Genomic DNA, 20,297 nt, shown 5'->3' on the forward strand with positions numbered 1-20,297 from the left:
TGGACTTTCCCCAAGCGGGTGCTTGTACATCGATCGATCTCGAGGGGAGACCCTAATGAATTACAACTGGGACTGGGGCGTGTTCTTCAAGTCCACCGGCGTGGGCAGCGAGACTTATCTCGACTGGTACATCGCCGGCCTGGGCTGGACCATCGCCATCGCTGTCGTGGCATGGATTATCGCCTTGCTGCTGGGCTCCATTCTGGGGGTCATGCGCACTGTGCCAAACCGCCTCGTATCAGGCATCGCGACCTGCTACGTGGAACTGTTTCGTAACGTGCCGCTGCTGGTGCAGCTGTTCATCTGGTACTTCCTGATACCCGACCTGCTGCCACAGAACCTGCAGGACTGGTACAAGCAAGACCTGAACCCGACCACCTCGGCCTACCTGAGCGTTGTCGTGTGCCTGGGCCTGTTCACCGCCGCCCGTGTGTGCGAGCAAGTGCGCACCGGCATCCAGGCGCTGCCACGTGGTCAAGAGGCCGCCGCACGCGCCATGGGCTTCAAGCTGCCGCAGATCTACTGGAACGTGCTGCTGCCCCAGGCCTACCGCATCATCATTCCACCGCTTACCTCGGAATTCCTCAACGTCTTCAAGAACTCCTCCGTGGCGTCCTTGATCGGCCTGATGGAACTGCTGGCGCAAACCAAACAGACCGCCGAGTTCTCGGCCAACCTGTTTGAAGCCTTCACCCTGGCCACGCTGATCTACTTCACCCTGAACATGAGCCTGATGCTGCTGATGCGCGTGGTCGAGAAGAAAGTCGCCGTGCCCGGCCTGATCTCCGTGGGGGGTAAATAATGGAATTCGATTTCAGCGGCATCATCCCCGCCATCCCAGGCCTGTGGAACGGCATGGTCATGACCTTGAAGCTGATGGTCATGGGCGTGATCGGCGGTATCGCGCTGGGTACGATCCTGGCGCTGATGCGCCTGTCGTCAAACAAACTGCTGTCGCGCCTGGCCGGCGCCTATGTGAACTACTTCCGCTCGATCCCACTGCTGCTGGTGATCACCTGGTTCTACCTGGCGGTGCCGTTCGTGTTGCGTTGGATCACCGGCGAAGACACGCCGATCGGTGCATTCACCTCCTGCGTCGTGGCCTTCATGATGTTCGAAGCCGCGTACTTCTGCGAAATCGTGCGGGCCGGCGTGCAGTCGATCCCCAAGGGCCAGATGGCCGCCGCACAAGCGATGGGCATGACCTATGGCCAGACCATGCGCCTGATCATCCTGCCCCAGGCGTTCCGCAAGATGACCCCGTTGCTGCTGCAACAGTCGATCATCCTGTTCCAGGACACCTCGCTGGTCTACACCGTGGGCCTGGTGGATTTCCTCAACTCCGCCCGTTCCAACGGCGACATCATCGGGCGCTCCAATGAGTTCCTGATCTTCGCCGGTGTCGTCTACTTCATCATCAGCTTTTCCGCCTCGCTGCTGGTCAAGCGTCTGCAAAAAAGGTTTGCCGTATGATCTCTATCAAGAATATCAACAAGTGGTATGGCGACTTCCAGGTGCTGACCGATTGCAGCACCGAGGTTAAAAAAGGCGAAGTGATCGTGGTGTGCGGGCCATCGGGCTCGGGCAAATCCACCCTGATCAAGTGCGTCAACGCGCTGGAACCGTTCCAGAAAGGCGACGTGATCGTCGACGGCACGTCCATCGCCGACCCGAAGACCAACCTGCCGAAACTGCGTTCGCGCGTGGGCATGGTGTTCCAGCACTTCGAACTGTTCCCGCACCTGACCATCACCGAAAACCTGACCATCGCACAGATCAAGGTGCTCGGCCGCAGCAAGGAAGAGGCCACCAAGAAAGGCCTGCAACTGCTTGAGCGCGTGGGCCTGTCGGCGCACGCCCACAAGCACCCTGGCCAACTCTCCGGTGGCCAACAGCAACGTGTGGCGATTGCCCGCGCCCTGGCCATGGACCCGATCGTCATGCTGTTCGACGAACCGACCTCGGCGCTCGACCCGGAAATGGTCAACGAAGTACTGGACGTAATGGTGCAGTTGGCCCAGGAAGGCATGACCATGATGTGCGTAACCCACGAAATGGGCTTTGCCCGCAAAGTGGCCGACCGCGTGATCTTCATGGACGCCGGCAAGATCATCGAAGACTGCCCGAAAGAAGAGTTCTTCGGCGACATCAGCGCCCGCTCCGAGCGCGCGCAGCACTTCCTTGAGAAAATCCTGCAGCACTAAGCACCACCTGGCTTCCACTGTAGAAACCGGGCAAATGTGGGAGGGGGCTTGCCCCCGATAGCGGTGGATCAGCGATAGATATACCGACTGACACACTGCAATCGGGGGCAAGCCCCCTCCCACACCGGACCGAGCAGGCTGGCAGCTCTGGTTGACCCAAGGCATCTGTGATGAAATGCGACCCCAACCTTTATCGCGCCGCACCGCCATCACTTGCCGTGAAGCCTCGTCTGATTCGCCAGCTGTTCCTGCCGCCGTTGATCATCGCGCTGATGATCGGCCTGGGTTATATCGGCTTCTGGATCAGTGAGTACTATGGCATCCGCACCCTCAGCGATACCGGCGAACGCCAGCTGGAGCTGCACGCCCGAACCGTCGAAAGTGAACTCAGCAAATACACCTACCTGCCCAGCCTGCTGGAGCTGGAATCCAGCGTCTCCAAACTGCTGGCCGAGCCCAATCAGGAAACCCGCAAAGCGGTCAACGACTACCTCGAAGGCCTGAACCGACGCAGTCGCAGTCGGGCCATCTACGTGATGGACACCACCGGCCGCGTGCTGGCCACCAGTAACTGGCGCGATGCCGACAGTTACCAGGGTGAAGACCTGTCCTTTCGCGCCTATTTCCAGAATGCCGTGCGCGGCCAGCCCGGGCGTTTCTACGGCATCGGCAGCACCAACGGCGAACCCGGTTACTACCTGGCCCACGGCCTGGAAGAACACGGCAAGATCATCGGTGTGGCGGTGGTCAAAGTGCGCCTGGAAGCCTTGGAAGAACGCTGGCAACGCGCGCGTCTCGAAGCCTTTGTGAGCGACGAGAACGGCATCATCATCCTCTCCAGCGACCCCGCCCGTCGCCTCAAGGCGGTGCGACCGCTGAGCGATGAGACCAAGGATCGCCTGGCCCACAGCTTGCAATATTACTGGGCCACGCTGAACGAGCTGGAACCCCTGGCCCGCGAGCGCTTGAATGAACGCAGCGAAAAGCTGACCTTCCCGGCCAACACTGAAGTGGTCAACGACGAGCACGAAGTCAGCTACCTGGCGCAAACCCGTCCACTCAACGACACACCGTGGAATTTCACCCTGCTCACCCCGCTCAACGACCTGCGCCGCGCGGCGATCAACCAGGGCATCCTGGTGGCTGTCGCGTTTGGCTTGGTGGCATTCCTGCTGATTGCCTGGAACGAGCGGCGCAAAGTCATCGCCACCCGCCTCGCCGCGCGCGAAGCCTTGCAGGAAGCCAACAGCCAGCTGGAGCGGCGGATCGCCGAACGTACCGCTGACCTGCGCGCCAGCAACGAACGGCTCAAGGGCCAGATCCGCGAACGCCGCCAGGCCGAAGAAACCCTGCGCCGCGCCCAGGATGAGCTGGTGCAGGCCGGCAAGCTGGCGGCCATCGGCCAGATGTCCACCAGCATCGCCCATGAACTGAACCAGCCGCTGGCCGCGCTGCGCACCTTGTCCGGCAACACCGTGCGCTTCCTCGAACGCGGCGCGCTGGACACCGCCAGCGCCAACCTCAAGACCATCAACGAACTGATCGACCGCATGGGCCGCATCACCGCCAGCCTGCGCTCCTTTGCCCGACGCGGCGATGACCAGGGCGAAGCCAGCCTGGCCAAGGCCGTGGACGCCGCGTTCCAGGTATTGGGCCCACGCCTGGACAGCCTGCCGCTGAGCCTGCACCGCGACTTTGCCCCGGCCCAATTGCAGATCGACCAGACGCGCCTGGAACAGATCCTGGTTAACTTGATCGGCAACGCCCTCGACGCCATGCAGGCACAACCCGCTCCCGAGTTGTGGCTGGAAGGCAGCATCACCGAGGGCAAATACCGCCTGCTGGTGCGCGACAACGGCCACGGCATCGACGCCGAGGCGCGCAAGCATCTGTTCGAGCCCTTCTTCACCACCAAACCCGGCGAGCAAGGCCTTGGCCTGGGCCTGACCCTGTCCGCCAGCCTCGCGGCGGCCACCGGCGGTACCCTCGCCGTGGAGCACCCGGCCGGCGGTGGAACTGCCTTTGTCCTGAGCCTGCCGCTGGTGGGCGCTCAACAAGCTGAGTCGACATGAATATTGATCCTCAAGACCTCACCGTGCTGATCGTCGAAGACGACCCCCATGTGCTGCTCGGCTGCCAACAGGCCCTGGCACTGGAAGACATACCCAGTGTGGGCGTGGGCAATGCCGAAGAAGCGTTGAAATGCATCGGCGAGAATTTCGCCGGCATTGTCATCAGCGATATTCGCCTGCCGGGCATCGACGGCCTGGAGCTGCTCACCCGTCTCAAGGCCCTGGATAAAAGCCTGCCGGTGGTGCTGATCACCGGGCACGGCGATATATCCATGGCCGTCGGCGCCATGCGCAATGGCGCGTACGACTTCATGGAAAAACCCTTCTCCCCCGAGCGGCTGGTCGACGTTGCCCGTCGCGCTCTGGAACAACGTGGGCTGGCGCGAGAAGTCTGGTCGCTGCGCCGCCAGTTGGCTGAACGGGATTCGCTGGAAGGCCGCATCATCGGTCGCTCGCCGGCCATGCAGAACCTGCGTGAGCTGATCGCCAACGTCGCCGACACCTCGGCCAACGTGCTGATCGAAGGCGAGACCGGCACCGGCAAGGAACTGGTCGCGCGCTGCCTGCATGATTTCAGCCGCCGGCATTCCCACCAGTTCGTCGCCCTCAACTGCGGCGGCCTGCCCGAGAACCTCTTCGAAAGCGAGATTTTCGGCCACGAAGCCAACGCCTTTACCGGTGCCGGCAAGCGCCGCATCGGCAAGATCGAGCACGCCCACGAAGGCACGCTGTTCCTCGATGAAGTGGAAAGCATGCCGATCAACCTGCAGATCAAATTGCTGCGGGTGTTGCAGGAGCGCACCCTGGAGCGCCTGGGCTCGAACCAGAGCGTGGCCGTGGATTGCCGGGTGATCGCCGCCACCAAGTCCGACCTCGATGAACTGAGCCGCGCCAGCCAGTTTCGCAGCGACCTGTACTACCGACTCAACGTGGTGACCCTGGAACTGCCGCCCCTGCGCGAACGCCGTGAAGACATCCTGCAACTGTTCGAACACTTCCTGCAGCAGTCGTCGCTGCGTTTTGACCGCGCCGCGCCGGAACTGGACAACCAGACCCTGTCCAGCCTGATCAGCCACGACTGGCCCGGCAACGTACGCGAACTGCGCAACGTCGCCGAACGCTTCGCCCTCGGCCTGCCCGCCTTCAAGAAAAGTGGTACCAGCAGCGGCAGCCAAGGCCTGGCGTTTACCGAAGCGGTGGAGGCCTTTGAACGCAACCTGCTCAGCGATGCCCTGCAACGCAGCGGCGGCAACCTGACCCAGGCCAGCCAGGAACTGGGCATGGCCAAGACCACCCTGTTCGACAAGGTCAAGAAATACGGGTTGAGCCACTGATGGATCTTTTTTTGAAGGCCGCCCTGGGCGCGGCAGTGGTGTTGATCCTGGCGGCGCTGGCCAAGACCAAAAACTATTACATCGCAGGGCTGGTGCCGCTGTTTCCGACCTTTGCGTTGATCGCCCACTACATCGTCGGCAAGGGCCGTTCGGTGGACGATTTGAAGACCACCATCGTGTTCGGGATGTGGTCGATCATTCCGTACTTTGTGTATTTGGCGACGTTGTATGTGATGGTGGATCGGATGCGGCTGGAGGCCTCTTTAGCCGTAGCGGCGGTAGCGTGGCTGATGGCCGCGACGATCCTGGTGAGTATCTGGGTACGCATCCATACCTGACCCGACTCGGTCAAAAAATGTGGGAGGGGGCTTGCCCCCGATAGCGGTGTGTCAGTCACCTTATCTTTAACTGACCCACTGCCATCGGGGGCAAGCCCCCTCCCACATTTTTAATCGAGGCGTGTCAGCGGACTATTTTGTCGACCTGTATGCCCAGCTTCTTCAGGCGATACCAGAAACTGCGCTCAGAGATCCCGATCTTCGCCGCCGCCGCAGCCTGCACACCGTTGCTCTCCTGCAACGCGGCCAGGATATACGCCTTCTCCACCTCCGCCAGCGCCGCATCCAGGTCCTGGGGAATGCCCGGTCCGTCGCTGAGGATCGCGGTCGCGCCGCCTTCGTTGGGTTTGGAAGCAAACAGATAACCCGGTAAATCAATGTCTTCGATCACAGGCGTGGCGGCCACGATGGTCGCGCGCTCCACACAGTTTTGCAGCTCACGGATATTGCCCGGCCAGTGATACGCGGCCATGGCCTGCAACGCTTCAGGGCTGAAACCGGTAATACGCTTGCCGGCAGTGGCGCTGAGGGTCTGGGCAAAGTGACGGGCCAGGGGCGCGATGTCTTCCACACGTTCACGCAGGGCCGGCAGCGGGATCGGGAACACGTTGAGGCGGTAATACAGGTCTTCGCGAAACTCTTTATTGGCAACCGCCTCCAGCAGGTTCTTGTTGGTGGCGGCGATCACCCGCACATCCACCTTGCGCTCGCGGGGGTCGCCCACCGGCTCGATCACCCGCTCCTGCAAGGCGCGCAGGATCTTGGCTTGCAGCGCCAGGGGCATATCGCCCACTTCATCAAGAAACAGCGTGCCCTTGTCGGCCTGCTGGAAACGCCCGACCCGGTCAGACACGGCACCGGTAAATGCGCCCTTACGATGGCCGAACATTTCGCTTTCCAGCAGCCCTTCGGGGATCGCCGCGCAATTGACCGCCACGAACGGTTTGTCGGCACGGCTGCCGTGCTTGTGGATGGCGCGAGCGACCATTTCCTTGCCGGTGCCGCTTTCGCCGGTCAGCAGAATGGTGCTGCTGCTGTCGCGCACCGAATCCACCGCTTGCAGCACTTTGCGAAACGCCGGGCTGTCGCCGACCAGGCTGTCGAACTGTGCGTGTTCGTCCAGCTCGGCACGCAGGCGGGCGTTGTCGCGCATGATGTCGCGAAACTGCAGGGCCTTGGCCACGGTGATGTCCAGCTCGTCGATATCGAACGGCTTGGCGATGTAGTCGTAGGCACCGTTGCGCATCGACTGCACGGCGTTTTTTACCGTGCTGTAGGCGGTCATCACGATCACCGGCACGTGGGGATAACGCACCTTGATCTCGGCCAACAAGGCTGGCCCGTCCATGCCCGGCATCCGCCAGTCACTGATCACCAGGTCGATGTCTTCCTGTTCCAGCACCTTGAGCGCATGCAGGCCGTTGCCCGCAATGAACACCTGCACGTTGTTCTGGCCCAGGGCCGACGCCAGCAGGTCGCAAAGCTTGGGTTCGTCGTCGACTACCAGAATGTTATGCGTCATGACTGTCCTCGTCGTCTTCGCCTATCGCTGGAATGTACAGGCTGAAGGTGGCGCCGGCATCGTTTTCGCTGGCGCATTCGATGCTGCCGTCGTGACTTTCCATGATCGAATAGACTTTGGCCAGGCCCAGGCCCGTGCCCGAGGCCTTGGTGGTGACGAATGGGGTAAAGATGCGCTCGATCATCTCCGGCGCAATGCCCTGGCCGGTGTCGGCGATGGTGATGACGGTGTTGTCGCCCACGCTGCGAATGCCCAGGGTCAGGCGCCCGCCTTCGGGCATGGCATCGATAGCGTTGATAATCAGGTTGAGACAGGCCTGCTTGAGTTGCTTGGCATCGGCGTAGATCGTCGCTCCCGGCGCCTGGTCGTCGATCTGCGCGTCGATATTATGGCTGGCCAGTTCCGGCGCGCAGAAGCCAAGGATCTCCTCCACCAATGGGCGGGCCGGCTGCAGCACGCGCAACGGTGGGTTGGGCTTGGCAAAGTCGAGGAACTCGGTGATCAAGTCGTTGATGCGGCTGACTTCGCTGATCACATATTCCAGGTGACGCTTGTCGGCGTCCGGCAGGTCTGCGCGGCGGTGCAACAACTGGGTGGCGGTCTTGATGATGCCCAACGGGTTACGGATCTCGTGGGCCAGGCCCATGGCGACTTCGCCCAAGGCATGCAGGCGATCACGCCGACGCAGTTGGGCTTCGAGGTGATGCAGCTCGCCCAGGCGCTCGGTCATATGGTTGAAGGTGCTGCTCAATTGCGCCAGTTCGTCGCCACCACTGACCAGCACACGGTGCGCGTAATTGCCTGAGATCACCGCGCTCACACCTTCGGACAAGTCCCGCAACGGCTTGGTCAGGCGCCGTGACACCAGCACACCGGCCGCCAGGGACAGTGCCGAACTGAGCAGGAAAATCAGCACGAACAGGTTGCTCTGGTTCACCAGTCCCACCAGGCTCGTATGGCGCAGCAGGCCGCTGAAAATCACGCCTTGCAGGTCACCGGCGTCGTTGAAGATCGGCCAGTACAACCCACTGTAGCTGTTGGTGAACTGCTCGCTGGGCTGCTTGGTGCTGCGCATCGCGGTCTCGACACTTTTCGGGATGCGTGAAGGGTGATCCACGAAGCGCTGGGTCGAAAATATCTCCGAGAACCCCTCGGGGTTGGCCAGGTACAGGCGCAGATCGAGGGAATGCACATCGGCCACGCTGGTGAGGAAGCTGCTGTCCAGGTAGGTCGCCACCAACAAACGGTAGTCGACGCCGTCCTGGCTGGTTTCGAAGGTCGAGACCACAATGCCCGTGCTCACCCCCGCCACTTGCACGGTCTGCAGCACCGCGTTGCTGGTCAGGCTGATCTGTTTGACGATGTCATCCGAGGCGGTGCTGAACACCACCTTTTGATCGCTGGTGCGGATCAGCGCCACCACGTCGATGTCGGTGGCATCGGCGATGTCGGCGGTCAGCCGGTCATGCTTGGCAGCCTGCTTGCTTGAGGGTGGGCTGGTGTAGCGCAGGAACAACTTGGCCATGCGCGCGTTGTCGTGAAGGATGTCGCCGATCTCATCCTTGACGATCTTGGTCGATTCTTGCAGCCAGATACGCACGTTGCTGTCGAAAATCTGCGACAGCGTGGTCGCCGCCAGCTCCGCCGCGATCATGGTGGGAATCACGCTGACCAGCCAGAACGCCAGCACCAGCTTGCGCTGGACGCTCCAGCGCGAAATGGCAAAGGGGCGGGCTTTCTGGCGGGTCTTGGTGATCATCAGGTTTCGCTTATCGCAGCAGCCATGGCAGGGTCGGAACGATCCGGTCGAATAAACAGTTTTACAAGCTTGAGCAGGCCGTTGACCAGCCGGTTGCGATGCCGGAAAAACACACTGTTGCCCTGGAACTCGCAACCCAGGCGCAGCTTACTGGCATACCCGGCCTGGCCGCACTCATACACCGCAATATTGTGTTGAATACAGTAGTCGACGTTGGTCAGCCAGCTGCGAAAGTACAGGTTGTAGTCACGGGAGAACGCAACGTCATGCCCGAAAAACTTGTCCACCAGCCGGTGCTCGTCCACCAGGATCAGGTTGAACGCCACCAACTGCTCGTCGACCCAGTAAAGAACACAGACGGCGCGATCGCCTAGGCGTTCGAGCACACCGGTGAAATAGCCGGCAGGCAGGCGTTCGAACTGCAACTCGGCCCGCTTCAGCGTGGCTTCGTACAGGCGCATGACCTCAGGCAGCACGTCGTCGATATTGCCTCGCCATTCCACCCGCGGTCCAGGTGCACGCAGCTTGCGGCGCAAGTCCTTGCGCGTGGACTTGCCCAGCGAACCGAGGTAGGCGTCCACCGAGCCGTACGGCAGCGGCAACACCCCGGTGGGCAAGCTCGGCATGCTTTGAAAACCCGCCGCCCAGCAACTGTCGAGCCAATGCGGGTCCTGGCTGGGTGCATCCTTGACCGCCACCAGGCCGATACCGAAATCATCGGCATCCTGGCGCGCGGCTTCCAGCAAGTGTTTAAGCAACAACGGGCGACGCGACGCGGGCACGCCACTGGCAACCCCGGCGTCGCAACGCTCGGCCACCGGGGAGCCAATGGCATACAGGCCCAACTGCAAAACACCCGGCCACAGCCGCTCCACACGTTCGGCCAAACGCTTGCCGGCGCCCGACACCGTGGTGTCGAGCCGATAATGGGTGATGAACGCGGCGGCCACGGCCACCAGCGTTCCATCGTCGTAAACAGCCAGGTAGCGCCATTGGAAGTCATCGATGGCGGCGTTTTCCACGGCGGCGTAATAGTCCCAGTCTTCCAGCGCACCGGGAAAACAGTCGTTCCAGGCGCTACGCTGGAGGGCCCGGATGGTCGGGAAGGCTTGGGTGGTGATCACAGGTATCCCTTATTTCTGTGGTGAACGCCGATCAAATGTGGGAGCTGTCGAGCCCCGGCGAGGCTGCGATGGCATCACCTCGGTGTACCTGAAAGACCGAGGCGCCTGCATCGCAGCCTCGCTGAAGCTCGACAGCTCCCACATCGATCTGTATTGGGTTGACGCCCGTGTGCTGCTCGACAAAGTCGGCACTCAACTCGATCACCCGCCGGTATTGCAGGTCGACGGTGATCATGTGGTAGCAGTTGTCGAGCAGGATCTTGGTCACCGGGCCACCCAGGTGACGCTCCACGTAATCGGCGTTCCAGCGGCTGGTGATGTCGTCCTCGATGGAGTGCAACACCAGCGCCGGGACGTCGATCCGGGGCATGCGTTTCTTGACCACTGCGTTCATCCAGTGCAACTCGCGCACGGTGACGCCTTCCATGGTCAACAACCCCGCCTCGCTGCTCTCCCCCTCTTTCATCTGCCGTTCCACAATCGCCCGCAGGCGTTCGTTCTTGATGCCGTAGGGAGGTTTTTCGGTGAACCGAAACAGGCGCACACCGAAGGGAATCCGGATCAACAGCGGCGTAATAAACGCCATTTTATTGATGCTCCAACCGTCGTACTTCAAGGTTGTGGAGTACATCAACAAACCGGCGACCTGGCCCGGGTGCTCCGACGCCACGTACATCGACATCACCGCGCCCATGGACAAGCCACCGACAAACACCTGCTCATGGCGTTGCTTGACCTGTACGAAGGTCTTGCGCACGCCTTCGTACCAGTCCAGCCAGCCGGTGGCCTGCAAGTCGCTGTTGTCACCGCAGTGCCCGGCCAAGGTGGGCACATACACCGTGCAGTTACCCGCCTTGGCCAGGCCCTTGGCGACCTGGCGCAATTCCGTCGGCGTGCCGGTCAGGCCGTGGATCAACAGGATCCCGACCGGACCTTCACCGAGAACGAAGCCGGCAGTACCTTCACCGAGGTCGATCTCTGCCAGCTTCACCGTTTGGTCGCTCGCACCAGCAACTGCTCGAGCAACTTCAGGCCCAGGTCGATTTCCGGGTAGCTGATTTCCAGGGACGGTGCCAGGGTGATCACGTTTTTGTAGTAGCCGCCCACGTCGAGGATCAGGCCGAGTTTCTGCCCGTCCACCACCATGTCGCCTTTCATGCCTTCTTCGACCATGTAGTCCAGGGTCGCCTTGTCCGGCGTGAAGCCATCCGGGCCGCAGATTTCGCAGCGCAGGGCCAGGCCCAGGCCGTCAACATCGCCGATGATCGGGAAACGTTTCTGCAGGTCCTGCAGGCCTTCGAGGAAGTATTTGCCCTTGGCCATGACCATCGCGCCGTAGTCGACTTCGCTGGTCATCTTGAACATTTCCAGGCCCACCGCCGTGCCCAATGGGTTGGAGGCAAAGGTGGAGTGGGTCGAACCTGGCGGGAAGATCTTCGGGTTGATCAACGCTTCACGGGCCCAGATGCCGCCCAGTGGGTTGAGGCCGTTGGTCAGCGCCTTGCCGAACACGATCACATCCGGTTGTACGTCGAAGTGCTCGATCGACCAGAGTTTGCCGGTGCGGTAGAAGCCCATCTGGATTTCATCGGACACCATCAGGATGCCGTGCTGGTCCAGCACATGCTTGAGTTCGCGGTAGAAGTTCATCGGCGGGATCACGTAGCCGCCGGTGCCCTGGATCGGCTCGACGTAGAACGCAGCGTATTCACTCTGGCCGACTTTCGGGTCCCACACGCCGTTGTATTCGGTCTCGAACAGGCGGGCAAATTGCTGCACGCAATGGCTGCCGTACTCTTCCTTGGTCATGCCTTTAGGCCCGCGGAAGTGGTACGGGAACGGGATGAACTGCGCACGCTCGCCGAAGTGGCCGTAACGGCGACGGTAGCGGTAGCTCGACGTGATCGACGAGGCGCCGAGGGTACGGCCGTGGTAGCCGCCTTCGAAGGCGAACATCAGGCTTTTGCCGTTGGTGGCGTTACGCACCACTTTCAGGGAGTCTTCAATCGACTGCGAGCCGCCGACGTTGAAGTGCACACGACCGTCGAGACCGAACTTGTTCTTGGCATCCACCGCGATCATTTCCGACAGCTCGATCTTGCCTTTGTGCAGGTACTGGCTGGCGATTTGCGGCAGGGTGTCGATCTGCTGTTTCAGCGCGTTGTTCAGGCGCGGGTTGGCGTAGCCGAAGTTGACAGCCGAGTACCACATTTGCAGGTCGAGGTAGGCCTGGTCTTCGGTGTCCCACACGTAGGAGCCTTCGCAACGGCTGAAAATACGCGGTGGCTCGATGTAGTGAACGGTGTCCCCGTAGGAGCAGTACTTGGCTTCTTTATCCAGAAGGATCTGGTCTTCGGCGGAGGCGATACGGATATCAGACATGGTGGAAGAGTTCCTGATTGTCAGAAGAGGTGTTGAAGGTGGTGGCGTTGGCGGCGATGCCCTGAGGCAGTCGGGCCAGCAACGCAGGCACTTCGGCGAAGGTGTCGAAGCGCGCGTGAGGGATGTTGTGGGTTACGCAGTACTGGGCGAGGCTGCCTTTGGCGAACACGAAGTCGGCGGTGGAAGCCACGCACATGTCCGACTTGCCGTCGCCGATCACCAGCACGCGCTTGTTGCGCGGGGTGGATTTGCACTTGCAGTTGCCGGACGCGGCGCGGCAGGCATCGCTGGAGTATGGGAAGTCGATGCGCCAGCTGTTCTGGTCGACCTGGCGCAGACGGTTGGCAAGGATCGGCAGCAAGGTCACGTAGTTGCGCGAGAGGATCCGCGCGATACCCTGTTCGATGCCGTCGCTGACCACTTCGAGGGAAGCGCCCAGGCCGAGCACGTGATCGACGAAGTCGGGGAAATCCGGGTCGATCTCGACACTGTCGAAATACGCCAGCAGTTCACTTGGGGTGGCCTTGATCAGCGCCAGTTGGCGGCTCAGGCATTCGCGTGAACCGATATGCCCATCCAGCCATTGCTGTTCGATGGTTTCCCATTCGGGGCCGGCGAAGCGTTGGAGGACGTTGTCGATGACATCGGTGGGGGTGATGGTCCCGTCGAAGTCGCACACGATATGCCAGTCAATCATTGCGGTTACCCTGAAGGAGTGCGCTGTCTGCGCTTTCAACAGGGGTAGAGCAGGGACTGTGCCAATTGGCCAAAGCCCCGTCAGCCGGGGCTTTTCCCAGTGTTCGCGGGGATTTTGTGTCAGGGGAGCTACAATTTTTGTAGCTTGCTACAAACAAGATGAGTGCTTGCGTGAGCGCGGTGGTTTGCGCGTTCATGCGCGTGTATTCAAACTTTAGGAATTGTGACCATGTTCAGGATCACATGCGCTGCCCTCGCCGGATTGCTGAGCCTCAGCGCACAGGCGGCAGGTATCACCGGTGACGTCGGCGCAGGCGTCAGCTACCAACCCCACGACCCGACCGGCAGCCGCTACGAAACCCGGCCTGTGCCTTACCTCGACCTGGACTGGGGCAATGTGAACCTGAGCACCGATGACGGCCTGACCTGGAGCGCCCTGAACACCAACGGTTTTACGGCCGGCCCCTATATCAACTACCTGCAGGGGCGTACCTCCAACGGTGAGCTGCAAGGCCTGCGCAATGTCTCGGACATGGCCGAGGTCGGCGGCTTCATCCAATACGCGCCAGCTGACTTCTGGCGGGTCTACGCCCAACTGGGCCAGGCCGTCGGCGGCGGTCATTCCCAGAGCGGCGCGCTGGGCAAGGTCGGCGGGGAGCTCGGTTACCCGCTCGGCGGTGGAATCATCGGCAGCAGCGGCCTGGTGGCGCACTTCGCCGACGCGCGCCAGACCCAGACGTTTTTCGGGGTGGACGATAACGAGGCTGCCGCCACGGGATTCAAGGCCTACAACGCCAGCGGCGGTTTCCAGAACGTCACCCTGAGCCAGAGTTTCCAGTTCCCCCTGGCGCCCAACTGGTCCCTGCTGACCAGCGCCAGCTGGGTGCACCTGGTGGGTTCGGCAGCCAACAGCAGCATCGTCAAGGAGACCGGCGACGTGAACCAGGGCCAGGTACAGACGGCTATCAGCTACACGTTCGATTGATTACTTCGGACAACATGTGGGAGGGGGCTTGCTCCCGATAGCGCAGGGTCAGCCAATGCATACGGGACTGATCTACCGCTATCGGGAGCAAGCCCCCTCCCACAGGGGTCCGTGTTTCAGTTTTCTTCACCTTCGGCCAGCAGCGCGATACCGCCGATAATCACCGCCACGCCCACCCAGTGCAGCGGGCTGATGTGTTCCCCCAGTCCCAGCCAAGACCCCAGCAACACCACCACAAACACCAATGAACTCAGGGGAAACGCCAGGGACAAACTGCTGCGCCGCAGGATCAGCATCCACACGAAAAACGCACCGATATAACTGGCGATCGCCGCCAGGATCCCCGGGTTGCGCGCCACCTCGGACAACCACTGCCAATTGAAATCCATCTGCCCCAGCTGGTCGCCGGCAATCTTGGTAAACAGCTGCCCGGCACTCTCGGTGCAGATCAGCAAAGCCCATAGCACCACCGTGCCGAGGCGCCCATGCAACCAACCGGTATGCATCGTTTGCGTACTCATGCCTGACTCCCTGCAATCGCGACCAGCATCACACCCAAGGTAATCACCAGCGTGCCCAGCCAACGGCGGCGGCTGACGACTTCGCCCAGCACCACTTTGCCCGCCAGCACCACGCCGCAATAGGCCAGCGCCGCGGCCGGGAACAACAGGCTCAACGGCGCACGAGACAGCGCTTCGAGCCACACGAAAAACTCAATCGCATAAGCACCGATCCCTGCCCACAGCAGCGGCGCATTGAACACCTGGCCCCAGAACGCATTCAGGCGAAAACTGCCCTCCAGTTCCGGCAAACGGTCCAGGCCGAGTTTGAAACACAGTTGGCCAATCACATCGAGCACGATGGAAAAGGCCAGCAGCAACACCACGGTCAGGGTCACGGGAACAGCTCCTCAAACAGGTCGATCAGGGCTTCATTGGTGGCGGCGTTGCGCTGCAAATCCTCCGGGCTCCAGCGCTCCGGTGGTGGCTGATCGGACTTGGCTTCCCAACGCTTGAACGCGTTACTGAAGGCCGGCGTGGCGAACTCACCGCACACGTCGATGCCGATGATGCGCTTGCTGGCCGCCAACGCCCGCAGGGCTTGCAGCAGGTGGGTCAGGCGCATGCCGCCCTGGTCCCAGTTGGTGGCGGCGTCTTCACTGGCGAGCACGTCTTTGTCGATGGTGATCCAGATCGCTTCGGTGGGCAGGCTGCTGATCATCTGTTCAAGAAACGCCGGCCAGTCCAGCTCCGCCAGGTTGCGCCAGTGCAAGTGGTTTTCCTGCTGCTGGTGGCCAGCGCCATCGCCGACCCGGCCCCAGACTTTCGACGGCGGGTGCTGCCAGGGGAACAGTTGCAAATGCCCGCGCTTGAGGGCGCCGAGGTTACCGCCACGTAGTTGCGGGTTATGCAGGTCATCGCTGCATGGGCCAAGGGTGACGATGCGTTTGATCGCCGGCATTTTCAGCGCGCGGTTGACCCACGAGCCGCAGTGGCGCTTGGGCGCAAAGCGCACCCAGTCGGGGTGGTTGTCGAAGTGGATCAGGCTGATAGGTTCTTTCAGGTCGGCCAGAAACGCCGGGGTCAGGTGGTGATAATCGCCGGAGCCGACGAACAGGATTTCCGGGCGCGCATCCATGGGCCGGGGCCGCTGGGCCAGGCGCTCGGCGAAGCGTTTCCAGGTTTTTTCGGTGGACCACAGGCGCAGCTTGGGGCCCAGGTCCAGCAGGTCGATGCGCGTGGCACGGCCACTGGCCAAACGCCGGGCAATCGGTGCCTGACCGGTGAGGCTGTGGTCGAGGTCAAGAATGTTCAAGGTAGTGTTTCCCCTATGGCTTTAGGGGGTCAATGCAAGGGGCGGGCCAGCGAGATATTCAGATTCACACAGAACTCATGTGGGAGGGGGCTTGCTCCCGATAGCAGTGGTTCAGTCAATACAGATGTTGACTGACACTCCGCTATCGGGAGCAAGCCCCCTCCCACATGGGAACACGGTCAGGCTCGGGATTCGGTGATGATCTGGCGAATCGCACCGACAAAGGCTTCCGGCGGCTGGCCACCGCTCACGGCGTACTGGTCGTTGAACACGATGGTCGGCACCGAGGTCACGCCACGGGAGGTCCACAACTGCTCTTGCTCGCGGACTTCGGCGGTGTATTCATCGGAGGCGAGAATCTCCGCGGCGCGCTTGATATCCAGGCCGACGCTTTCAGCGATGATCGCCAGGGTGGCGTGATCGGAAGGGTCTTGGCCGTCGGTGAAGTAGGCTTTGAACAACGCTTCCTTGAGGTTGTACTGCAAGCCCTCGATCCCGGCCCAATGCAGCAGGCGGTGTGCGTCGAAGGTGTTGTAGATACGGCTCTGGCCATCGGTGCGAAAGGCAAAACCGAGCTCGGCGCCCATGTCGCGGATGCGCGCACGGTTGGCCTGGGATTCTTCGGCCGTGGAGCCGTATTTCTCGGTGATGTGTTCGACGATGTTTTGCCCTTCGGGGGGCATGTTCGGGTTCAGTTCGAACGGCTGGAAATGGATCTCGGCCTGCACCTCGGTGCCGAGCTGGTCGAGGGCTTCGGTCAGGCCACGCAGGCCGATGATGCACCAGGGACAGGACACGTCGCTGACGAAATCGATTTTCAGGGGAGTACTCATGGTAGGCAACCTCGCAGGCTTCAATACGCCGTAAAGGTTGCACGATACACCAATGTCACAGCAGCTTCGAAGGCACGACCGGGTCAATCTGCGCCCAGTGTGCGGCATCTTCACGATGGGCTTGCAGGTACGGCAACACCGCCGTCAGCAGCGGCGCCTTGAACGCTTCCTGGAAACGATGGGCCATGCCGGGAATCAACTTCAATTGGCTGCCCTGGATATGCGCCGCCAGGTGCACGCCGTGCATCACCGGCAGCAACGGGTCGGCGGTGCCGTGGACCACCAGTGTCGGTACGCGCAGTTGGTTGAGCAGCGGCACGCGGCTGGGTTCGGCGAGGATCGCCATGATCTGGCGCTTCACGCCGTCCGGGTTGAAGGCACGGTCGTAGGACAGCGCCGCCTGGTGCAGCAACGCCTGACGATCATCCGCCACATTCGGGCTGCCCAGCGCCGCAAGCAAATCCGCCTGCTGCTCCAGCGCCACTTCACGATTCGGCGCACTGCGTCGCGACAACAACTGCACCAGCGCCGCATTCGGGGCCGGCAAGCCTTCGGCGCCGGAGCTGGTCATGATCAGGGTCAGGCTTTCCACGCGCTGCGGCGCCATCGCCGCCAGGTGCTGGGCGATCATGCCGCCCATGCTTGCGCCCAGTACGTGGAACTGCTGGATCTGCAAGGCGTCCATCAAGCCCACGGCGTCATCGGCCATGTCCGTCAGCGAGTACGGCGCCGATACCGGCAGGCCGAGCTTGTAGCGCAGCACTTCAAAGGTCAGGTTGGCATTCGCCGGTGCCTGGCGCCAGGTGGACAGGCCGACGTCACGGTTGTCATAGCGGATCACCCGGAAACCCTGCTGGCACAGGGCAACGACGACTTCGTCGGGCCAGTGGATCAGTTGCCCGCCCAAGCCCATCACCAGCAGCAAGGCCGGGTCGGACGCACGGCCGATACTCTGGTAGGCGATGCTTACCTGAGCCAGGTCGACCGTTTGGGTCGGGACATTGACATCACATCGAGAAGCCGCAAAAGACGGCAGGCCGAACAATAGAGCGGCCAGTAAAAGCAACACGCGCATGAAAAACACCGAAACGCAGAACCCCAGTAGAGCGCGAGTCTGATGAAGTTTGTTCAAGCGCGCTGCCACAGTTCCATGACAGTTTGATGAAGAGTGCCCGGCGGTCTTGGTCGACATGCGTTGCAACATGAGACAAACTCACGCTATCCCGATTCGCCACAAATTGTCTTCATGGAGAGCCCGTGCTCGAGATCCGTCACCTCAAGACCCTGAATGCACTGCGCGAAGCCGACAGCCTGGTGGAGGCCGCCGAGCGCCTGCACCTGACGCAGTCGGCACTGTCCCACCAGTTCAAGGAGCTGGAAGAACGCCTGGGCATGCCGCTGTTCGTGCGCAAGACCAAACCCGTGCGATTCACCAGCGCCGGCCTGCGCCTGCTACAACTGGCCGACGCCACCCTGCCGCTGCTGCGCGGTGCCGAGCGCGATATTGCGCGTTTGGCCGGTGGCACCGCCGGGCGCTTGCATATGGCGATCGAGTGCCACAGTTGTTTCCAGTGGCTGATGCCGACCATTGACCAGTTCCGCGATGCCTGGCCGGAAGTCGAGCTGGACCTGGCGTCGGGCTTTGCGTTCGCCCCGCTGCCGGCCCTGGCCCGTGGCGACCTCGACCTGGTGGTGACCTCCGACCCGCTGGAGCTGCCGGGCATCACCTATGTGCCGCTGTTTACCTACGAAGCCATGCTCGCCGTGGCCAACCAGCACGCGCTGGCGAACAAGGCGTACATCGTGCCCGAAGACCTGCTGACCGAAACCCTGATCACCTACCCGGTGGAACGCGACCGCCTGGACATCTTCACCCGCTTCCTGGAACCCGCCGACGTGGAGCCGGCCCAAGTGCGTACCTCGGAACTCACGGTGATGATGATGCAACTGGTCGCCAGCGGCCGCGGCGTGTGCGGCATGCCCCATTGGGCGCTGCATGAATACAGCTCGCGCGGCTATGTGAAGGCCAAGCGCTTGGGCGAGAAAGGGTTGTTTGCAACGTTATACGCGGGGATTCGTGCGGACATGCTGGATGCGCCGTATATGCGCGACTTTTTGCTGACGGCCAAGGACACGTCGTTTTCAACCCTGGATGGCGTGAGCGCGGTACGCTGAAACACCACAGTTCCAAATGTGGGAGGGGGCTTGCTCCCGATAGCAGAGTGTCAGCCAACAGAGATGTTGAATGTACAACCGCCATCGGGGGCAAGCCCCCTCCTACATTGGATTTCAGTCGGCCGTGAGTTCGCGCCACATGTGGATTTTGTCGAAGTACTCCACGCCCACCCGCACCGCCAACGGTTCCAGGCCGTACTGGATAAACCCGCAGCGTCGGTACAGCGCAAACGCTGCATCGTTGCCGGCGGTGACGGTCAGCTGGATCACTTTCAGTCGCGGATGTTGGCGCGCTTCATCCAGCGCTGCCTCGACCAATCGCCGGCCCAGGCCTTTCTGCTGGTAAGCCTGGGTCACGTACATGCCAAACAGGGTCACCTTGTGCCGCGCCTTCTCCCGAGGCTCGAAGGCCAGGCCGACAATGCCGGCCAGCTCCCCCCCGGCGTACGCGCCGAGCAAACGATCCAGCGGACTCTCCAGGCGTTTTTCCCACCAGCTCAACGGCATGGCGGCGCGCTCGGCCACACTGGAAGTGAACGCCTGGGGATAGGCACCATAGGCCTCCAGCATCAACGCCCGATAAGCCTCGGCGTCGTTGGGCCCCAGCGCACGGACGCTCATTCGCGTCAGGCCGGCGTGGTCAGTGAAGCGCGATAAAACGGCAGGATCAGGTCACGGGTCAAGGGCGCCAGGACCAGGCCACCGTCGCCAGCGGGGTCGATCCAGCGCACCTCTTCGATTTCAGCGGCGGGGCTGACCGGAACATCGATCTGCACCTGGAACAATTCAGCATCCACGGTGAACCCCGGCTCGTTGGCCGCGGGGGCCGAGAAGTGGCCGAGGTACACGGCGTCGCCGGGCTTGATGCGCAGGTTCAGCTCTTCGTACAGCTCGCGGGCCAGCGCCTCGGCGGGTTGTTCACCGGCGTCGATCTTGCCACCGGGTTGCATAAAGGCCAGGGTGCCGCGTTTGCGCACGAGCAGGGTGTGGCCATCGCTGCCGATCAGCAGGGCGGCGGCGATACGGATAGTGCTGGGCATGAACTGAAAACCTTGAAT

At 61.8% G+C, this 20,297-nt stretch carries 21 protein-coding genes; 8 read left to right on the forward strand and 13 right to left on the reverse strand.

The features are described from left to right. The first annotated feature begins 55 nt into the window (after positions 1–55). From AB1462_RS01245 to AB1462_RS01270, 6 genes are all read left to right on the forward strand, one after another. Positions 56–802: an amino acid ABC transporter permease gene (locus tag AB1462_RS01245; RefSeq protein WP_024073702.1), complete on the forward strand. Its 747-nt coding sequence runs from the start codon at positions 56–58 to the stop codon at positions 800–802. Continuing rightward, positions 802–1,473 (forward strand): ABC transporter permease subunit, encoded by a 672-nt coding sequence (locus AB1462_RS01250; protein ID WP_090408823.1) that lies wholly within the window; start codon positions 802–804, stop codon positions 1,471–1,473. The genes AB1462_RS01245 and AB1462_RS01250 overlap by 1 nt, the downstream gene beginning before the upstream one ends. After that, on the forward strand, positions 1,470–2,204 hold the full coding sequence (locus tag AB1462_RS01255) for an amino acid ABC transporter ATP-binding protein (protein WP_065926530.1): 735 nt from the start codon (positions 1,470–1,472) through the stop codon (positions 2,202–2,204). Before AB1462_RS01250 ends, AB1462_RS01255 begins: the two co-directional genes overlap by 4 nt. A gap of 170 nt (positions 2,205–2,374) precedes the next feature. Continuing rightward, positions 2,375–4,276: a sensor histidine kinase gene (locus AB1462_RS01260; RefSeq protein ID WP_090408824.1), complete on the forward strand. Its 1,902-nt coding sequence runs from the start codon at positions 2,375–2,377 to the stop codon at positions 4,274–4,276. Continuing rightward, positions 4,273–5,610, forward strand: a complete 1,338-nt coding sequence (locus tag AB1462_RS01265) for a sigma-54-dependent transcriptional regulator (RefSeq protein WP_367246008.1) — start codon at positions 4,273–4,275, stop codon at positions 5,608–5,610. Before AB1462_RS01260 ends, AB1462_RS01265 begins: the two co-directional genes overlap by 4 nt. Next, positions 5,610–5,948 (forward strand): GlpM family protein, encoded by a 339-nt coding sequence (locus tag AB1462_RS01270; RefSeq protein WP_315335530.1) that lies wholly within the window; start codon positions 5,610–5,612, stop codon positions 5,946–5,948. Before AB1462_RS01265 ends, AB1462_RS01270 begins: the two co-directional genes overlap by 1 nt. A gap of 124 nt (positions 5,949–6,072) precedes the next feature. Here the strand turns inward: AB1462_RS01270 and AB1462_RS01275 are convergent, their stop codons facing one another. The 6 genes from AB1462_RS01275 to AB1462_RS01300 are packed head-to-tail and all read right to left on the reverse strand — an operon-like array spanning position 6,073 to position 13,432. After that, positions 6,073–7,470 (reverse strand): sigma-54-dependent transcriptional regulator, encoded by a 1,398-nt coding sequence (locus AB1462_RS01275; RefSeq protein ID WP_367246009.1) that lies wholly within the window; start codon positions 7,468–7,470, stop codon positions 6,073–6,075. Continuing rightward, entirely contained in the window at positions 7,460–9,229 is a 1,770-nt protein-coding gene (locus AB1462_RS01280; RefSeq protein WP_090408830.1) for a HAMP domain-containing sensor histidine kinase, read from the reverse strand. The genes AB1462_RS01275 and AB1462_RS01280 overlap by 11 nt, the downstream gene beginning before the upstream one ends. Then, positions 9,229–10,353 (reverse strand): GNAT family N-acetyltransferase, encoded by a 1,125-nt coding sequence (locus tag AB1462_RS01285; RefSeq protein WP_259192887.1) that lies wholly within the window; start codon positions 10,351–10,353, stop codon positions 9,229–9,231. Before AB1462_RS01285 ends, AB1462_RS01280 begins: the two co-directional genes overlap by 1 nt. 31 nt (positions 10,354–10,384) lie before the next feature. After that, positions 10,385–11,344: a carboxylesterase gene (locus tag AB1462_RS01290; RefSeq protein ID WP_259192888.1), complete on the reverse strand. Its 960-nt coding sequence runs from the start codon at positions 11,342–11,344 to the stop codon at positions 10,385–10,387. After that, positions 11,341–12,735 (reverse strand): aminotransferase class III-fold pyridoxal phosphate-dependent enzyme, encoded by a 1,395-nt coding sequence (locus tag AB1462_RS01295; protein WP_090408839.1) that lies wholly within the window; start codon positions 12,733–12,735, stop codon positions 11,341–11,343. Before AB1462_RS01295 ends, AB1462_RS01290 begins: the two co-directional genes overlap by 4 nt. Continuing rightward, positions 12,728–13,432: an MtnX-like HAD-IB family phosphatase gene (locus tag AB1462_RS01300; RefSeq protein ID WP_090408840.1), complete on the reverse strand. Its 705-nt coding sequence runs from the start codon at positions 13,430–13,432 to the stop codon at positions 12,728–12,730. The genes AB1462_RS01295 and AB1462_RS01300 overlap by 8 nt, the downstream gene beginning before the upstream one ends. A 228-nt stretch (positions 13,433–13,660) precedes the next feature. On the opposite strand from AB1462_RS01300, the gene AB1462_RS01305 reads away from it, so the two are divergent. After that, complete coding sequence (locus tag AB1462_RS01305) at positions 13,661–14,416, forward strand: MipA/OmpV family protein (RefSeq protein ID WP_367246011.1); 756 nt, start codon at positions 13,661–13,663, stop codon at positions 14,414–14,416. Between the two features lie 116 nt (positions 14,417–14,532). On the opposite strand, the gene AB1462_RS01310 is transcribed toward AB1462_RS01305, so the two are convergent. The 5 genes from AB1462_RS01310 to AB1462_RS01330 all read right to left on the reverse strand — a co-directional run bounded on the left by AB1462_RS01310 (position 14,533) and on the right by AB1462_RS01330 (position 18,139). Continuing rightward, positions 14,533–14,937, reverse strand: a complete 405-nt coding sequence (locus AB1462_RS01310) for an EamA family transporter (RefSeq protein WP_259192889.1) — start codon at positions 14,935–14,937, stop codon at positions 14,533–14,535. Further along, entirely contained in the window at positions 14,934–15,314 is a 381-nt protein-coding gene (locus AB1462_RS01315) for a transporter (protein ID WP_367246013.1), read from the reverse strand. Before AB1462_RS01315 ends, AB1462_RS01310 begins: the two co-directional genes overlap by 4 nt. Further along, positions 15,311–16,231 (reverse strand): arginase, encoded by a 921-nt coding sequence (locus AB1462_RS01320; RefSeq protein WP_259192891.1) that lies wholly within the window; start codon positions 16,229–16,231, stop codon positions 15,311–15,313. Before AB1462_RS01320 ends, AB1462_RS01315 begins: the two co-directional genes overlap by 4 nt. 179 nt (positions 16,232–16,410) lie before the next feature. Further along, positions 16,411–17,064: a DsbA family oxidoreductase gene (locus AB1462_RS01325; RefSeq protein WP_367246015.1), complete on the reverse strand. Its 654-nt coding sequence runs from the start codon at positions 17,062–17,064 to the stop codon at positions 16,411–16,413. A gap of 55 nt (positions 17,065–17,119) precedes the next feature. Continuing rightward, positions 17,120–18,139, reverse strand: coding sequence for an alpha/beta hydrolase (locus AB1462_RS01330; protein ID WP_259192893.1), 1,020 nt, complete (start codon positions 18,137–18,139; stop codon positions 17,120–17,122). A 182-nt stretch (positions 18,140–18,321) separates the two neighbouring features. On the opposite strand from AB1462_RS01330, the gene metR reads away from it, so the two are divergent. Further along, on the forward strand, positions 18,322–19,239 hold the full coding sequence (gene metR / locus AB1462_RS01335) for a transcriptional regulator MetR (RefSeq protein WP_090408854.1): 918 nt from the start codon (positions 18,322–18,324) through the stop codon (positions 19,237–19,239). 114 nt (positions 19,240–19,353) lie between these two features. Here metR and AB1462_RS01340 read toward each other — a convergent pair whose 3' ends face one another. Together AB1462_RS01340 and AB1462_RS01345 are read right to left on the reverse strand one after the other, a co-directional pair. Further along, entirely contained in the window at positions 19,354–19,860 is a 507-nt protein-coding gene (locus tag AB1462_RS01340) for a GNAT family N-acetyltransferase (RefSeq protein WP_090408857.1), read from the reverse strand. 5 nt (positions 19,861–19,865) lie between these two features. Further along, on the reverse strand, positions 19,866–20,279 hold the full coding sequence (locus AB1462_RS01345) for an NUDIX domain-containing protein (RefSeq protein ID WP_090408860.1): 414 nt from the start codon (positions 20,277–20,279) through the stop codon (positions 19,866–19,868). Between the last annotated feature and the right edge of the window lie 18 nt (positions 20,280–20,297).

Source organism: Pseudomonas sp. SB113 (assembly GCF_040754745.1).
Taxonomy (GTDB): Bacteria; Pseudomonadota; Gammaproteobacteria; order Pseudomonadales; family Pseudomonadaceae; genus Aquipseudomonas; species Aquipseudomonas grimontii.

Excerpts from the sequence above, each read along its gene's own strand:
- AB1462_RS01245 (WP_024073702.1), top strand. The coding sequence starts at position 56 with ATGAATTACAACTGGGACTGGGGCGTGTTCTTCAAGTCCACCGGCGTG.
- AB1462_RS01250 (WP_090408823.1), top strand. The coding sequence starts at position 802 with ATGGAATTCGATTTCAGCGGCATCATCCCCGCCATCCCAGGCCTGTGG.
- AB1462_RS01255 (WP_065926530.1), top strand. The coding sequence starts at position 1,470 with ATGATCTCTATCAAGAATATCAACAAGTGGTATGGCGACTTCCAGGTG.
- AB1462_RS01260 (WP_090408824.1), top strand. The coding sequence starts at position 2,375 with ATGAAATGCGACCCCAACCTTTATCGCGCCGCACCGCCATCACTTGCC.
- AB1462_RS01265 (WP_367246008.1), top strand. The coding sequence starts at position 4,273 with ATGAATATTGATCCTCAAGACCTCACCGTGCTGATCGTCGAAGACGAC.
- AB1462_RS01270 (WP_315335530.1), top strand. The coding sequence starts at position 5,610 with ATGGATCTTTTTTTGAAGGCCGCCCTGGGCGCGGCAGTGGTGTTGATC.
- AB1462_RS01275 (WP_367246009.1), bottom strand. The coding sequence starts at position 7,470 with ATGACGCATAACATTCTGGTAGTCGACGACGAACCCAAGCTTTGCGAC.
- AB1462_RS01280 (WP_090408830.1), bottom strand. The coding sequence starts at position 9,229 with ATGATCACCAAGACCCGCCAGAAAGCCCGCCCCTTTGCCATTTCGCGC.
- AB1462_RS01295 (WP_090408839.1), bottom strand. The coding sequence starts at position 12,735 with ATGTCTGATATCCGTATCGCCTCCGCCGAAGACCAGATCCTTCTGGAT.
- AB1462_RS01300 (WP_090408840.1), bottom strand. The coding sequence starts at position 13,432 with ATGATTGACTGGCATATCGTGTGCGACTTCGACGGGACCATCACCCCC.
- AB1462_RS01305 (WP_367246011.1), top strand. The coding sequence starts at position 13,661 with ATGTTCAGGATCACATGCGCTGCCCTCGCCGGATTGCTGAGCCTCAGC.
- AB1462_RS01310 (WP_259192889.1), bottom strand. The coding sequence starts at position 14,937 with ATGAGTACGCAAACGATGCATACCGGTTGGTTGCATGGGCGCCTCGGC.
- AB1462_RS01325 (WP_367246015.1), bottom strand. The coding sequence starts at position 17,064 with ATGAGTACTCCCCTGAAAATCGATTTCGTCAGCGACGTGTCCTGTCCC.
- AB1462_RS01330 (WP_259192893.1), bottom strand. The coding sequence starts at position 18,139 with ATGCGCGTGTTGCTTTTACTGGCCGCTCTATTGTTCGGCCTGCCGTCT.
- AB1462_RS01340 (WP_090408857.1), bottom strand. The coding sequence starts at position 19,860 with ATGAGCGTCCGTGCGCTGGGGCCCAACGACGCCGAGGCTTATCGGGCG.
- AB1462_RS01345 (WP_090408860.1), bottom strand. The coding sequence starts at position 20,279 with ATGCCCAGCACTATCCGTATCGCCGCCGCCCTGCTGATCGGCAGCGAT.